This is a genomic window from Maribacter corallii, from assembly GCF_047345415.1.
GTDB lineage: Bacteria > Bacteroidota > Bacteroidia > Flavobacteriales > Flavobacteriaceae > Maribacter_C.
On sequence record NZ_JBLFEP010000006.1, the window covers coordinates 137,095 to 151,699 of the forward strand.

Consider the following 14,605-nt stretch of genomic DNA (forward strand, 5'->3'; position numbering starts at 1 on the left):
TTGATCTTTATATAGCAATTAATTATTTTGCCTTTTTACCTCTCGGGGTTTTGTTCTTTGTTTTCGACTTAGAACCTACCCTAGACATTGCGCATCGAAAGCCGATATAATCGGTAGCCATATATTGTGGCAAATACCTTCTTTGTGCAGGGTCTAACCAATAGGCACGATCTCTCCATGAACCACCTTTGAATACGCGAACTTCATCATTGATCAATGAGGTTCTGTTGTTTGATTTGTCATACTGACGTACGATGCTGCCAGCAGAATCACGTTCTACCTTGTGTCTTGGTGAATCATACATTTTTCTTGCGGTCGCAGGATCTTCATCATCACTGAACTGATCGAAGAATCTAGAAGAACCTGGGTCGCCATCTCTATATCCTCTGTTATCACTAGAGTCAAAATTGGTTCTCAAATAGGTTTCTTGTTCATCAACAGGCACCATTTTGATTTCACCAGGAAGATTGACTGCTACTACTTTTCCATTAGGTAGGGTGTCATACACTACCGAATCTCTTAAGATGTTGACCTTGCCATCTTCGCCAATGGCGGTTTTCATGTAAATATTTCCTCTGTAATAGTTGAAATCACTCACTTCATCATCAACTATAGGACGGTAAACATCGGCAACCCATTCAGCTACATTACCGGCCATATCATAAAGGCCTAGGTCGTTTGGCTTGTAAGACATCACCTGAGCGGTAATATCGGCACCATCGTCAGACCATCCCGCAATTCCACCGTAATCACCTTTTCCTTGTTTGAAGTTGGCCAACTGATCACCGCGACCAACACGTTGACCATTTCTGGTGTAATCACCCTCCCAAGGATATTTTTTTCTACCTCTATAATTGTTATATTCTCGAGCCCCTTGATTCGCTTGGGCCGCGTATTCCCACTCGGTCTCTGTCGGCAATCTGTATTCAGGCATAATCACCCCACTGCTTCTTTTAGCGAAGGTGCTGACACTATCTTTTTTCATTTTGCCTTGTAACGAATCGATTTGACCGTTGTAGACCGATTCTGGTCGGTTCAAATAGGCCTCTGTACTAAACGTACCTGCTACTTCACCACTGGCCGCCTGATATTTGGCATCTTTTGCCAAGTACCCTTCTCTTTCCAGCATTACTTCGTTCACTCGATCTGTTCTCCATTCCGCAAACTGTGTCGCTTGAATCCAGTTGACTCCTACCACGGGATATTCGGCATAGGCAGGATGGCGTAAATAGTTATTGGTCATGGTTTCGTTGAAACCCAATCGATTTCTCCATACTAAAGTATCCGGTAATGCACCTTTGTAAATATTGGCGTATTGCGGATTTTCCGGAGGGTAAACACTCTTCAAATAGTCAAGATATTCCAAATACATCACATTCGTCACCTCCGTTTCGTCCATATAGAATGACTGTACATGTTGCGAGGTAGGGGTGTTGTTCCAGTCGTGCATTACATCATCTTGTACCTTACCTTTTGTAAATGTACCTCCCTCAACGAAGACAAGGCCCGGGGCCGTTTCTTGCTCCTTGAAATCGGTGTTATATTGAAAGCCACCTTCTTTGGCATTTATTTTCCAACCTGTAGCTCTTGATACATTTTTGGAAGAAGACGAAGAGTTTTTACAGCTGGTAACCGTAAAACCTCCCGCTATAACTGCGCAAGAAAGTGCAACTTTAAGAAACTGTTTTTTCATAATTAGGACTTGAGTTCAAATGGTTAAACTACGTTGCTTAAGTAGTTTGGAATTGTATTTTGATTCAATTAATAGGTCATTCGGCATATAAAACGACGATTTATATATAATATTTCATCGGGTTTAAAATTATTTGCCATATGACGGGAACATTATAGCAACAGCTTATGTTCTAAAAGTCATAACGGTATAAATTCAATAATAGTATGGATAGTTGGTCTTTTCTGAGGAGTCTAATTTTGTGATGCAGCTCTACAAAAATAGCCTACCGGATGTCTTTGGAAACGCACGGTTTATTTTCCATGATTTTAATACTATAATAAGGTGTATTTCGAAAAAATAATCCCTTTATTGCACAAGATATTTTTAAAATACCCGTTTACGTGTCATACGTCCAATATATTTTAGCTTTTGGGTGTAATTTTAAATATTTGCCAATTCAACTTAGCTATTTAGAAATGAAGAAAATTCCAATACTATTTGCACTTATTTTCGTAGGTAAATTTTATGCCCAGAATAACGATAGGGTAATTACTACTGCGGTTCCTTTTTTGACTATTGCGGCCGACGCAAGATCTGCTGGAATGGGTGATATGGGTGTGGCAACTTCAACTGATGCCTTTTCCCAACAATGGAATCCGGCGAAATTCGCCTTTGCCGACAGAAAAATAGGTATAGGTATAAGTTACACGCCTTATCTAGAAAGCATTATCACCGACATTTCCCTTTTGAATGCCAGTTTTTATAATAAAATCGATGACCAAAGTGCATTTGCCTTGAGTTTAAGATACTTTACTTTGGGGGAGATTGAATTGCGACAATTTGCGAACGATCCAGGTACCTTGGCGAAGCCGAATGAATTGGCCTTTGACGGTTCCTATTCATTGAAGTTAAGTCAAACCTTTTCGATGTCGGTCGGTGGTCGTTTTATTCGGTCCAATCTCAAATTACCTCAAAATGGCGATGTAGATTCGCAAGCGGCCAGTTCATTCGCAGTAGACGTTTCTGGTTTCTATAGATCTCGTGAAATCGCTTACAATAGTTTTGACGGACGTTGGAGAGCCGGTTTCAATTTTTCGAATTTAGGTGGTAAGATTCAATATGACGAAGGCGGACAAGAGAACTTTTTGCCTACCAACTTAAAAGCAGGTGTAGGTTTTGATTTTATCTTGGATCAAGATAACGTTATTGGTTTGACTACTGAATTCAATAAGTTACTTGTGCCTACTCCGCAAGATTTTAATGGTGATGGCACCATTGATGCACTTGATAATGATGAGTACCAGCAAATAGGTTTCTTCAGCGGTATCTTTGAATCCTTTGGAGATGCGCCCGACGGTTTTGGAGAAGAGCTAAAGGAATTTACTTGGGCCCTTGGTGCCGAGTATGTCTATCAAGATTCTTTTATGATTCGAACAGGATATTTCAACGAAAGTGAAGAAAAGGGTTCCCGAAAATTCTTTACCCTTGGTGCAGGTTTCCGATTTAAAGCTGCCCAAATCGACCTGTCCTATTTGTTCTCTACTTCGCAAGTGAGAAATCCTTTGGAAAATACATTGCGTTTTTCCCTGACTTTCAATTTAGGCGAAGAATACTTCAATGATTAAATAAATTAGTGTGACATATAAAACCCGCCATCGAGCGGGTTTTGTTATTTTTGGTCAGAACCAATGGAAATAGGTCATGGAGAAAAAAAAGATTTCTTTTGATTTATCTGTTTATGATGCAGTTGAAAGTCTGCCGGATGATGAACTTAAGTTGATGCAGGCCGCTATTGCGGCCAGAAAGAATGCATATGCTCCCTACTCCGATTTTTATGTAGGCGCAGCCGCTCTTCTTGAAAATGGTGAAGTGGTCATTGGTAATAATCAAGAGAATGCTTCTTTTCCCGCCGGACTTTGTGCTGAAGGAGTGGCGGTGTTTCAAGCCGGATCACGATTTCCTGGTGTTGTTATCAAAACTATCGCGATCTCTGCAGCTTCGAATAAATATGTGGTGGATAAGCCTACTGCTCCGTGCGGCATTTGCCGGCAATCGATTTCCGAATACGAGAATCGTCAAAAGACCCCGATTTCATTGCTGATGGCAGGTGAAAAAGGATCTGTGTTCAAATGTGAATCCGTAGCCGATATTCTTCCCCTAGGTTTTGATAGCTCTTATTTATAGATGTTTTTTTTAATTAAAGGTGCTTTCTCAAGACCTGAATTCGATTTTCGAAATCCTCAAAAAACACCCATTATTTTTCATTAAACCTTATTTTTCCACTATTGATTTAATACGTATTTTTGTTTTCCGTTTTCATAGGAAATGGCACGAAAAAAATAAGTAATTCATGGAAAAAATCACCAAAGAGGTCTACCTGAAGTGGTATGAGGATATGCTGTTTTGGAGAAAGTTCGAAGACAAGTTGGCAGCAGTATACATTCAACAAAAGGTGCGTGGGTTTTTGCACCTTTATAATGGCCAGGAAGCCGTTTTGGCCGGAGCACTTCATGCTATGGACCTGACCAAAGACCGAATGATCACGGCCTACAGAAATCACGTTCAGCCCATCGGTATGGGTGTTGATCCAAAAAAGGTGATGGCTGAATTATACGGTAAGGTAACGGGTACCTCCATGGGGATGGGAGGCTCTATGCATATTTTTTCAAAAGAACATCGTTTTCATGGAGGTCATGGAATTGTGGGAGGACAGATTCCTCTAGGAGCAGGAATGGCTTTCGGCGATAAGTATTTTGGCAGAGACAATGTGACCCTTTGCTATATGGGAGATGGTGCCGTGCGACAGGGTGCTTTTCATGAAGCTTTGAACCTTGCGATGCTTTGGCAACTACCGGTAGTTTTCATATGCGAGAACAATGGATATGCCATGGGTACCTCCGTAGCCCGAACCGCACATTCAACTGAAATTTGGAAACTGGGCTTGGGATATGAAATGCCATGTGGACCAGTAGATGGTATGAACCCGGTGACCGTGGCCGAAGAAATGAGTAAGGCCATTGAACGCGCAAGAAGTGGCGGTGGGCCAACGTTTTTAGAAATGAAGACCTATAGGTATCGAGGCCACTCGATGTCCGATGCCCAACACTATAGAACTAAAGAAGAGGTTGAGGAATACAAAAAAATAGATCCTATTACACAAGTACTCGACGTGATCAAAGAGAAAGCGTATGCTACCGATGATGAAATCACGGCTATTAATAAAGGAGTAAAGACCAGAGTCGCTGAATGCGAAAAGTTCGCCGAAGAATCAGATTATCCTCCGGTACAGCAATTGTACGACATGGTTTACGAGCAAGAAGATTTTCCTTTTGTACAACATAAAGCATAAGTAAATGGCAATAGTAGTAAATATGCCCCGATTGAGTGATACTATGGAAGAAGGCACTGTTGCCGCATGGTTGAAAAAAGTGGGCGATAAAGTAGAAGAGGGGGATATTCTAGCCGAAATAGAGACCGATAAGGCCACTATGGAGTTTGAGTCTTTTAACGAAGGAACCCTTCTGCATATTGGGGTTGAAGAAGGAGATACGGCACCCGTAGACGTGTTGTTGGCGATTATTGGTGAAGAAGGAGAAGATATTTCAGGCTTGTTAAACGGAAGTGGAGCTGCGGAAGTTATGAAGGAAGAAGCGCCAGAACCAAAAACCGATGCCGCCCCACCTACGGATTCCGATTCGAGCGCAACGGAAATTCCTGAAGGTGTCGAAGTCATCAAAATGCCGCGACTTAGCGATACCATGGAAGAGGGTACGGTGGCAACTTGGTTGAAAAAGGTTGGTGATACGGTAGAAGAAGGTGATATCTTGGCGGAAATAGAGACGGATAAGGCTACGATGGAGTTTGAATCCTTTTATTCGGGTACGCTTCTATATATAGGAATTCAAGAAGGGGAATCTTCCCCTGTCGATGAGGTATTGGCCGTTATAGGCCCCGAGGGTACTGATGTAGATGCCGTTTTGAATGCAGGACCTTCCGAGAGTGCTTCACAATCCACAGCTTCTAACGAAACGAAACAGGAAACAACGGCAACTACTGACGATAAGCCTATTGCCGAAACCAAGGGCGTGCATGACGGGCAACGGATATTTGCTTCGCCATTGGCCAAAAAAATGGCGGCCGATAAAGGTGTTGATTTGGCCGATGTAAAAGGCTCTGGAGACCATGGTAGAATTGTCAAAAAAGATATTGAGAACTATAGCCCTGCCGCTACGGCTACCGCGGCTATAGCCACTCCTGTTTCTGAGACGGTTAAAGATACCATTGATGTATCGGGAAGTGCCATAGCACCTATTCGACTGCCGGTGGGTGAGGAAAGTTCGGAGGAAGTGAAGAATTCGCAGATGCGGAAAACTATTGCCAAACGTTTGGCTGAGTCAAAGTTTACTGCACCCCACTACTACTTGACTATTGAAGTGGATATGGATAATGCGATCGCATCCCGGAAACAGATCAATGAGTTACCCGATACCAAGGTTTCGTTCAACGATATGGTAGTCAAGGCCTGTGCCAATGCCTTGAAAAAACACCCTCAAGTGAATACTACTTGGAAAGGCGATACAACACAATTCAATCATCATATCAGCGTAGGTGTGGCCGTAGCTGTAGCCGATGGTTTGGTTGTTCCGGTCTTAAAGTTTACGGATCAGATGAGTTTGACGCAAATCGGATCGGCGGTCAAAGACTTGGCAGGTCGAGCAAGAAATAAGAAATTGACTCCGGCGGAAATGGACGGTAGTACTTTTACGGTTTCCAATCTGGGAATGTTCGGTATTTTAGAATTTACGTCCATTATCAATCAACCGAACTCCGCAATATTATCCGTTGGTGCAATTGTTCAGAAGCCTGTCGTCAAAAATGGGGAGATTGTGGTCGGTAATACGATGAAGTTATGTTTGGCCTGTGACCATAGAACCGTTGACGGTGCTACTGGAGCACAGTTTTTGCAAACGCTTCGCGCGTATTTGGAGAACCCGGTAACCATGTTGGCCTAAACCAAGAAGATCTAAAATCTAATTTTGGAAAAGCATCTGCCAACTGGTGGATGCTTTTTTGTCTTTAAAACTATAAAACGAATTGTATGAGGTACTTTCTATTCTTGATTATCTGTCTGGCAGTGGGATGCAAGGCGATGCCGGAACCTTCAACTGCTGAAAGGGTAGGCGAAATTATGGATTATATGGCCTCTGATGCCCTTCAAGGCCGTGAAGCGGGAACAGAAGGTATCGCCGTTGCAGCGGATTATATTGAAACGCTTTTTAAGGAAAATAAAATCGCACCTTATTTTAAAAGTTATCGAGATACCCTTTCGAATTTTGAGGGTGTTGCGTATAATGTAGTGGGTTATCTTGAGGGGAAGGATAAAAACCTCAAAGATGAATTTATTATTATAGGGGCGCATTATGATCACATTGGTATTACCAATTCGCCAACTACCGATTCGATAGCCAACGGGGCCAATGACAATGCTTCGGGCACTACCACGGTTTTAGAATTGGCACGGTATTTTGGCAAAACAAGAACGAATAAGCGTAGTATTATTTTTGCTTTGTTCAGTGCGGAAGAAAAAGGACTTTTAGGCTCCGCCCATTTGGCCGAAAAATTGAAGGCGGAGAATTTGAACCTGTACACTATGTTGAATTTTGAAATGGTGGGAGTTCCCCTCAGGGAAAAAGATTATTTGATGTATGTCACCGGATATGAAAAATCGAACCTAGCGGAAGTAAGTAACAGCTATAGTAATGAGAAGCTTATAGGATTTTTACCCACTGCGAAAGACTTCAACCTCTTTCAACGATCGGACAACTATCCCTTTCATGAAAAATTCAATGTTCCTTCGCAGACCTATTGCACTTTTGATTTTACCAACTTTGAGCACTACCATAAAGTAGGGGACGAAAACGCACTTATGGACTTTGAACATATGGCATCTCTTGTCAATAAGTTGGTTCCTGTTTTCGTAGGCATCGTTAACGCTCCAAATCGAGAGATAAAATATAATTAGATGGCAAATGTAATTATAACGGGATCAAGCAGGGGAATTGGCTTTGAATTGGCAAAACTGTTCGCCGATTCAGGACATCAAGTGTTGGCGCTTTCACGAAATGATAGTCCAATACTTGATTTAGGACACCCGAATATTAGTGTGTTTCCATTTGATTTGTCTAAGCCCAATGATCTCGAGCGCCTGACCGACTTTCTTCAAAGCTGGGAAACGGTTGATATTCTTATCAACAATGCAGGTAAGCTTTTGAACAAGCCTTTTTTGGAAACTTCGGCGCAGGAGTTTGAGGAGGTGTACCGTGTCAATGTTTTTGGGGTCATGGCCATGACCCAAGCAGTGCTTCCAAAGATGCCCAGAACTGGTCACGTGGTGACGATCAGTTCTATGGGAGGGGTTCAGGGTAGTGTGAAATTTCCGGGTCTTTCTGCATATAGTTCTAGTAAAGCAGCCGTGATTACGTTGACCGAATTGTGGGCCGAAGAGTTCAAGGCGTCCGGTCCTTCTTTCAATGTGTTGGCCTTGGGGGCTGTGCAAACCGAAATGTTGGAGGAAGCTTTTCCGGGATATCAAGCGCCAATTAGTGCGTTGGACATGGCAAGGTATATCATGGACTTTGCCTTGATTGGATCTAAACTCTATAACGGAAAGTTATTACAAGTTTCCAGTAGCACTCCTTGATTCGTACGTTCATTGTTGAATAATGGATACTCTTTGTATAGTATCTAGCTCGGGAAACGCCTCAAAATATGTTGTACGATCGTTGTAGAGTAAGTCAAGTTTTGCAGCTGATTTCCCTTCATATCCCGAAAAGAGGGCCGTTACGACCTCCATTCCTTTGGTTACTTTTCCAAATGCAGGAAACCCGACTACTCCCTTGTAATTAAGGGTGTCAAGTCTTAGGTTGTCGGTAAGGTTGATATAAAGTTCCGTCGATCTTGTTTCTATCCCACTGCGTGCAAAGCTTAGAGTGCCTTTTGTATTTCCTAAAATGACTTTTTCATCTGGAACCTTGATTCGGTTCCAACTCTTTGAACTAAGGGTGTCACTACTGCCGAACTGGGCGACAAAATTTGGAATCACCCTATAAAACACACCGTTTTCAAAATGCTTATGGTTCACCAGTTGAAAGAACCGATCGGCGGCTTTAGGACTCCACTTTCGTTGGACCTCAATTTCAAAAATACCTTCCGAGGTCTCAAATCGAGTAATAAAAATCTCAGGAGCTATTTCTTTAGCCCACTTTGGAAAACCACAACCAATCAATAAAACGGTAAATAAGCCAATGATTGTTTTCATTTGGAAAATTGGTTCATATGCTTCAAGCTTACATCATCTTTTGTCGAGTCGATAACTTTGAGCCAATTTTTCCGCCTAGCCAGGCCATAGGCAGATAGGCGAGAAGAATATCGGTGATGGCAAAGCAAGTCGGCCCGGGAAGCATGTAGTTAACTATGACTCCTCCAATTAGGAATAAGATCCCAATGCCAATCGCAAATTTCATTTTATGCTTCGTCGCTATCCAACTTGCTATAAAGGCTCCCGTTAAGGTACCCAAAGCATGGGCCAAGAAGGGAAATACGAAATATTTGAAATCTAAGGTCGGCAGTACTTCCCCCAAGGCCTGCATGTCGGTGGGGTCAACCCCTGGAATGGGGAGTATGCTATGGCCTAGGTTAACAAGTGCCATATTAATGGCGCTTCCCCCAAACCAACCAATTACAACAGCTAAAATATTTCTTACTACGGAATTCATGGGTGCCCTATTTCAGGTCAAGGTAATAAATTAAAAATTATTGCCCTATGGGATATGAAGGGTTGAACTGTGTAAGGAATACATTGCTAAGGGCGACTTCATCGCCTTATTCCAAGTATCGATGAAACATGGGCCTTTCACTGTTTTGATACGACAAGGTATTCTTTGAGCACTAAATGACTTATTTTTGACGTAATGGATGACGTTTTGAAAAAATACCTTCCTGAACGGGCCGTTTCGCCTTGTCTAGCTTTAATCAAGGAGACCGGGGTACATCTAAAAATTGTCAATGAACGGGTGACTCGTCATGGAGACTATCGGAAAATGCCCAATGGTCAACACCAGATTACCGTAAATGCCAATCTCAACAAGTATAGGTTTCTCATTACTCTGGTGCATGAAATAGCACATTTGGTTGCATTCGGCAAGTATGGGCGTCATATCAAACCACATGGTATTGAGTGGAAGAAAACCTTTCAATTCATGATGCTTCCCTTCATTCGACCTGAGATTTTTCCATCAAAATTGTTGCCCATTTTAGCCAATCATTTCAAAAATCCCAAGGCGAGCAGCGATACGGATGCAAAATTATCAGTAGCTTTAAAAAGTTTTGATTTTCGAGACGACTCAAAATCATATGTTTTTGAATTACCATACGGTAGCGTTTTTCGCATGTATAATGGTAAATTGTTTCAAAAGGGAAAGAAGCGCGTTAAGAGATATGAGTGTATTGAATTGGCTTCGGGAAAAATGTATTTATTTCAGCCAAATGCTGAGGTCGAATTAATGAATTGAATCCTTTTTTACTAGAACAGAACACTGTATTAATAGGGGTAGCACTGATGAAAACTGAAGCGCCACCCCGCTCGTAATATTGAATAAATGAATAAAAACTATTACGCCGTTTTAATGGCCGGGGGAGTGGGATCCAGATTTTGGCCTATCAGTACCTCAGCGTATCCGAAACAGTTTCATGACATGTTAGGTACTGGCGATACCCTGATACAAAAGACATTTAAGCGTTTGAATAGGTTTGTTCCAACGGAAAATATTCTGATTTTGACCAATGAGCGCTATAATGATTTGGTCTTGGAGCAATTGCCCGCGGTCAAACAAGAGCAGGTGGTTTTAGAGCCTGCGATGCGAAATACGGCGCCTTGTATCTTGTACGCCGCTTTGAAAATCCATAAAATGAATCCTGATGGGGTCATGATAGTAGCTCCTAGTGATCATTGGATCGAGAATGAGAAAGCATTCGAGACTGATGTAGTTAGCTGTTTTGATGCCTGCGAACAAGAAGCTGCACTCTGTACTTTAGGGATCACACCTACCTTCCCGAATACAGGTTTTGGGTATATTGAATTTGAAAAGGAGGGAAAGACTAATTTGAAAAAGGTAGATCAGTTTCGTGAGAAGCCGAACTATGAAACGGCCAAAGACTTTTTGAACCAAGGTAATTTTCTTTGGAACGCGGGTATTTTTATGTGGAGTGTAACCACTATCATCAATGCGTTTAAAACGCATCAAAAAGAATTATATGAACTTTTTGAAGAAGGTATTTCTGCTTATAATACTGATGCGGAGGCAACTTTCATTAAGGAGAATTACCCAAAAGCCGAGAATATTTCCATCGATTACGCCATTTTAGAAAAGTCGAAGTCGATCTATGTACTTCCGGCATCCTTTGACTGGAATGATTTGGGCACATGGGGTTCGTTATATGAGAAGCTCGACAAGGATGCGGAGCGTAACGCTGTTGTCAATGCAAGGGTACTTGCAGATGAGGCACATGGGAACATGATACGTAGCTCAGGAGACAAAATTGTGGTGGTCGACGGATTAGATGACTATATCATTGTAGATAAGGAAAATGTACTTTTGATTTATCCAAAAGCCAAGGAACAAGATATCAAACAAGTCTTGAATGCGGTACGTGCCAAGTTCGGAGACGAATACGCCTAATAATGAGTGAAGAACTTGACCAAAATAATATAAGCCCCTCGGAAGAACCGGTTCAAAGCAAAGAAGATGTCAAAAAGGATTTTCAGGGTCTTTTGGGCAGTATCAAGAAGTTTCTATCCGAACTTCTGGATATTCGAACGAACACCGACCAAGAAGCAACTAAAGAGGCTATTATTGCGGATATTCCTTTTAAAGGACATACCTCGTGGATTCTAATTTGTTCTATTTTTATCGCGTCGGTAGGGCTAAACGCGAATTCTACTGCCGTCGTTATCGGGGCCATGTTAATTTCACCACTGATGGGGCCAATTCTTGGAATGGGTATGTCTTTGGCGATTAATGACATCGACACGCTGAGAAGGTCCTTGAAGAACCTCGCGGTTATGGTAGTTCTTAGTGTACTTACAGCTTATCTGTTCTTTGCTATCTTTCCCATAAAAACAGAATCCTCAGAGCTATTGGCAAGGGTCAAACCCGATATAAGGGATGTGCTTATAGCCTTTTTCGGAGGATTGGCACTGGTTATTGCAAGAGCCAAAAAAGGAACCATTGCCACCGTAATTTTTGGTGTGGCTATCGCCACGGCCCTTATGCCTCCTTTATGTACGGTCGGCTATGGTTTGGCAATCGGCAGATGGGATTATGCAGGGGGAGCGCTACTTCTTTTTGGCATCAATACGATTTTTATCGGCCTAGCTACTTTTTTGGTACTTAAAATCTTGCGTTTTCCTATGGTGCGCTATGCGAACTCAAAGCGACGCCGTTTGATAGCCCGTATGGTTTCAGCGATAGCTTTGGCGGTGATGATACCTGCCGGATATATCTTCTGGGGTGTTTATCAAGAGTTTCGATTTAAAAGTGATGCCGACCAGTTTATCTCTCAAAATATAATGCCCTATAAGTTTACTAAGGATGGACGTTTCTTGGAAGATCTTAGTGATATAGAGTTCAACAAGGGAAAAGCACCGACCATTGAATTAGTGTTCATGGGCAGTGAGGGCGTTCCTGAGGGTGTCATCGCAACTTGGGAAGCCAACAAAGCACAGTTCAAGCATTTGCAGGATTGTGAATTGAAGATCATACAAGGCTCGCAAAATCAACAGGCCACACAGCTGAGATACGTAGAAGAATTGTACCAATCGCAAAAAAACGAGCTGCTGGGAAAAGATGAAAAAATCAGATTGCTGGAAGCTGAATTGGGGCGTTTGAACAAACTGAATGCACGGCAGATTCCTTTTCAGGATATTAGTGCCGAAGCACAGACCAATTATGAGAACTTAGAGTATTTGGCCTTTTCCAACGCCATCCGAACCGATTTTAAAAAGTTGGATACCGTTGCCGTCTTCGAAGCAAAGTGGAAACGCGAGGCGAGGCGGGCCGACGTATTAAGAGATGCCAAAAAACTACATAGTTGGCTAAAGATACGTTTGAAGGATAGTACCATTCTCTTGACAGAAATCATACAAGATTAAATAGATAACAAGAAAAAGACTACTTCTTGCTAATTTCATTGCTACGAGGGCTACACAGTTTGGCATAATCCCTTTTCAACCAAGATGGTTATTGTATATTATCGGTGCAAAAAATGAGGGTATTAGTTACGCTCTTCGATATACATTTGACGTACCTTTTTGAAAAGCTCAGAGGAGTAAACGAAATTGGTGACCGCTTGGTTATCCGTTTTAAAGATTTCGTGCTTGGTACCTTCCCATTCTTTCAGACCATCTTTTAGGAAAATAATCTTTTCACCGATTTCCATGACCGAATTCATATCATGTGTATTGATGACGGTCGTGATGTTATATTCCTCCGTAATCTCTTGGATGAGGTTGTCGATCAAGATGGCGGTTTTGGGGTCAAGGCCTGAATTGGGTTCGTCACAGAACAAATACTGTGGATTCATGACAATGGCGCGCGCTATAGCAACCCGCTTTTGCATCCCTCCGGAGATTTCGGATGGATACTTCATATGGGCATCTACGAGATTTACCCGTTTTAAGACGATGTCGACACGATCCTCCATTTCCGACTTTGCCAGTTTGGTAAACATTTCAAGCGGAAACATCACGTTTCCGGCGACGGTCATACCATCGAAAAGTGCACTTCCCTGAAAGACCATCCCCATATCTTGCCTCAAATCACGTTGTTCATCTCCGCTTAATTCCGAGTATTTTTGTCCGTCATAAACAATGCTTCCTTCCTCTGGCGAAAAAAGACCCAACAAGCACTTAAGGAAAACGGTTTTTCCCGAACCACTTTGCCCGATAATCAGATTGGTCTTTCCCGTGTCGAATACGGTAGAAATGCCCTTTAGGATATGGGCCTCACCGAACGATTTATGAATGTTGTTTACTTCGATCATTAACCTAAGAGTAATTGGGTTAGAATGTAATTTGTGATAATGATCACCACACTGGTCCAGACAAAAGCTGTGGTACTCGCTTTACCAACCTCTAGGGCTCCTCCACGCATATAAAACCCATGAAAAGAGGGTATCGTTGCTATGATAAATGAAAAGATAAGCGTTTTGATAAAGGCGTAAGTCACATGAAAGGGAATGAACTCCATGGTGAGTCCCTCTACAAAATCCGCACTCGTCAAAAAACCACCAAAGACCCCGGCGAGCCAACCGCCGAAGATACCGACATACATGGCAATAGCTATAGCAAAGGGGTAAAAGAGCATAGCGATTATTTTTGGGAACACAAGATAGTTGAGGGCATTGACCCCCATTACCTCGAGGGCGTCAATTTGTTCGGTGACACGCATGGTGCCGATACTTGAGGTGATATAGGAACCTACTTTCCCCGCCATTATTATGGAAACAAAAGTGGGCGCAAACTCGAGTATAATCGATTGTCTAGTCGCGAATCCGATCAGGTTTTTCGGAATAAGTTCACTTGTAAGGTTCAAAGCGGTCTGAATAGCCACAACAGCACCGATGAAGAAGGAAATAAAAATTATGATACCCAATGACCCGAAGATAAGCTCATCTATCTCTTTCAAGATCAAAGTCCTCATAATCCTCCATTTGGTGGGTTTTTTGAACACTTCGACAACCATAATCGCATAGCCACCGATATCAGCTAGGTACTTCATTAAATGTATTTAGACATCTTGATGTAAAAATAGCAATAATGGATTTGGAATTCACCTTCATTTAAAATAATAAGGTTTTATTTAGCTATTTTTG

Annotated in this window: 14 protein-coding genes; 9 read left to right on the forward strand and 5 right to left on the reverse strand. The window is 42.1% G+C overall.

The window, feature by feature from the left end:
• Positions 1-22: 22 nt before the first annotated feature.
• Positions 23-1,693 (reverse strand): gliding motility lipoprotein GldJ, encoded by a 1,671-nt coding sequence (gene gldJ, locus ACKWCA_RS20420; RefSeq protein ID WP_413980097.1) that lies wholly within the window; start codon positions 1,691-1,693, stop codon positions 23-25.
• 458 nt (positions 1,694-2,151) lie between these two features.
• Between gldJ and porV the strand changes: the two genes are divergently transcribed.
• The 6 genes from porV to ACKWCA_RS20450 all read left to right on the forward strand — a co-directional run bounded on the left by porV (position 2,152) and on the right by ACKWCA_RS20450 (position 8,375).
• On the forward strand, positions 2,152-3,300 hold the full coding sequence (porV, locus tag ACKWCA_RS20425) for a type IX secretion system outer membrane channel protein PorV (RefSeq protein ID WP_413980098.1): 1,149 nt from the start codon (positions 2,152-2,154) through the stop codon (positions 3,298-3,300).
• 76 nt (positions 3,301-3,376) lie between these two features.
• Positions 3,377-3,859 carry a cytidine deaminase gene (locus tag ACKWCA_RS20430; RefSeq protein ID WP_413980099.1) on the forward strand — a complete coding sequence of 161 codons (483 nt, stop codon included), beginning with the start codon at positions 3,377-3,379 and terminating at the stop codon, positions 3,857-3,859.
• A gap of 166 nt (positions 3,860-4,025) precedes the next feature.
• Positions 4,026-5,024, forward strand: coding sequence for a pyruvate dehydrogenase (acetyl-transferring) E1 component subunit alpha (gene pdhA / locus ACKWCA_RS20435; protein WP_413980100.1), 999 nt, complete (start codon positions 4,026-4,028; stop codon positions 5,022-5,024).
• A 4-nt stretch (positions 5,025-5,028) separates the two neighbouring features.
• Complete coding sequence (locus ACKWCA_RS20440) at positions 5,029-6,687, forward strand: pyruvate dehydrogenase complex dihydrolipoamide acetyltransferase (protein ID WP_413980101.1); 1,659 nt, start codon at positions 5,029-5,031, stop codon at positions 6,685-6,687.
• 86 nt (positions 6,688-6,773) lie between these two features.
• On the forward strand, positions 6,774-7,697 hold the full coding sequence (locus ACKWCA_RS20445; protein ID WP_413980102.1) for a M28 family metallopeptidase: 924 nt from the start codon (positions 6,774-6,776) through the stop codon (positions 7,695-7,697).
• Positions 7,698-8,375 (forward strand): SDR family NAD(P)-dependent oxidoreductase, encoded by a 678-nt coding sequence (locus ACKWCA_RS20450; protein ID WP_413980103.1) that lies wholly within the window; start codon positions 7,698-7,700, stop codon positions 8,373-8,375.
• Positions 8,376-8,384: 9 nt separating this feature from the next.
• Here the strand turns inward: ACKWCA_RS20450 and ACKWCA_RS20455 are convergent, their stop codons facing one another.
• Entirely contained in the window at positions 8,385-8,993 is a 609-nt protein-coding gene (locus ACKWCA_RS20455) for a peptidylprolyl isomerase (RefSeq protein ID WP_413980104.1), read from the reverse strand.
• 28 nt (positions 8,994-9,021) lie between these two features.
• The gene (locus ACKWCA_RS20460; protein ID WP_413980105.1) at positions 9,022-9,450 is read right to left on the reverse strand and encodes a hypothetical protein; all 429 of its coding nucleotides are present in this window, start codon (positions 9,448-9,450) and stop codon (positions 9,022-9,024) included.
• A gap of 195 nt (positions 9,451-9,645) precedes the next feature.
• Here ACKWCA_RS20460 and ACKWCA_RS20465 point away from each other — a divergent pair, with 195 nt between their 5' ends.
• The 3 genes from ACKWCA_RS20465 to ACKWCA_RS20475 all read left to right on the forward strand — a co-directional run bounded on the left by ACKWCA_RS20465 (position 9,646) and on the right by ACKWCA_RS20475 (position 12,884).
• Positions 9,646-10,245 (forward strand): SprT-like domain-containing protein, encoded by a 600-nt coding sequence (locus tag ACKWCA_RS20465; protein ID WP_413980106.1) that lies wholly within the window; start codon positions 9,646-9,648, stop codon positions 10,243-10,245.
• A gap of 87 nt (positions 10,246-10,332) precedes the next feature.
• On the forward strand, positions 10,333-11,412 hold the full coding sequence (locus ACKWCA_RS20470; RefSeq protein ID WP_413980107.1) for a mannose-1-phosphate guanylyltransferase: 1,080 nt from the start codon (positions 10,333-10,335) through the stop codon (positions 11,410-11,412).
• A 2-nt stretch (positions 11,413-11,414) separates the two neighbouring features.
• Positions 11,415-12,884, forward strand: a complete 1,470-nt coding sequence (locus ACKWCA_RS20475) for a DUF389 domain-containing protein (RefSeq protein ID WP_413980108.1) — start codon at positions 11,415-11,417, stop codon at positions 12,882-12,884.
• A 122-nt stretch (positions 12,885-13,006) separates the two neighbouring features.
• Here the strand turns inward: ACKWCA_RS20475 and ACKWCA_RS20480 are convergent, their stop codons facing one another.
• Positions 13,007-13,774, reverse strand: a complete 768-nt coding sequence (locus ACKWCA_RS20480; RefSeq protein ID WP_413980109.1) for an ABC transporter ATP-binding protein — start codon at positions 13,772-13,774, stop codon at positions 13,007-13,009.
• Complete coding sequence (locus ACKWCA_RS20485; protein ID WP_413980110.1) at positions 13,774-14,511, reverse strand: MlaE family ABC transporter permease; 738 nt, start codon at positions 14,509-14,511, stop codon at positions 13,774-13,776. Before ACKWCA_RS20485 ends, ACKWCA_RS20480 begins: the two co-directional genes overlap by 1 nt.
• Positions 14,512-14,605 lie beyond the last annotated feature (94 nt).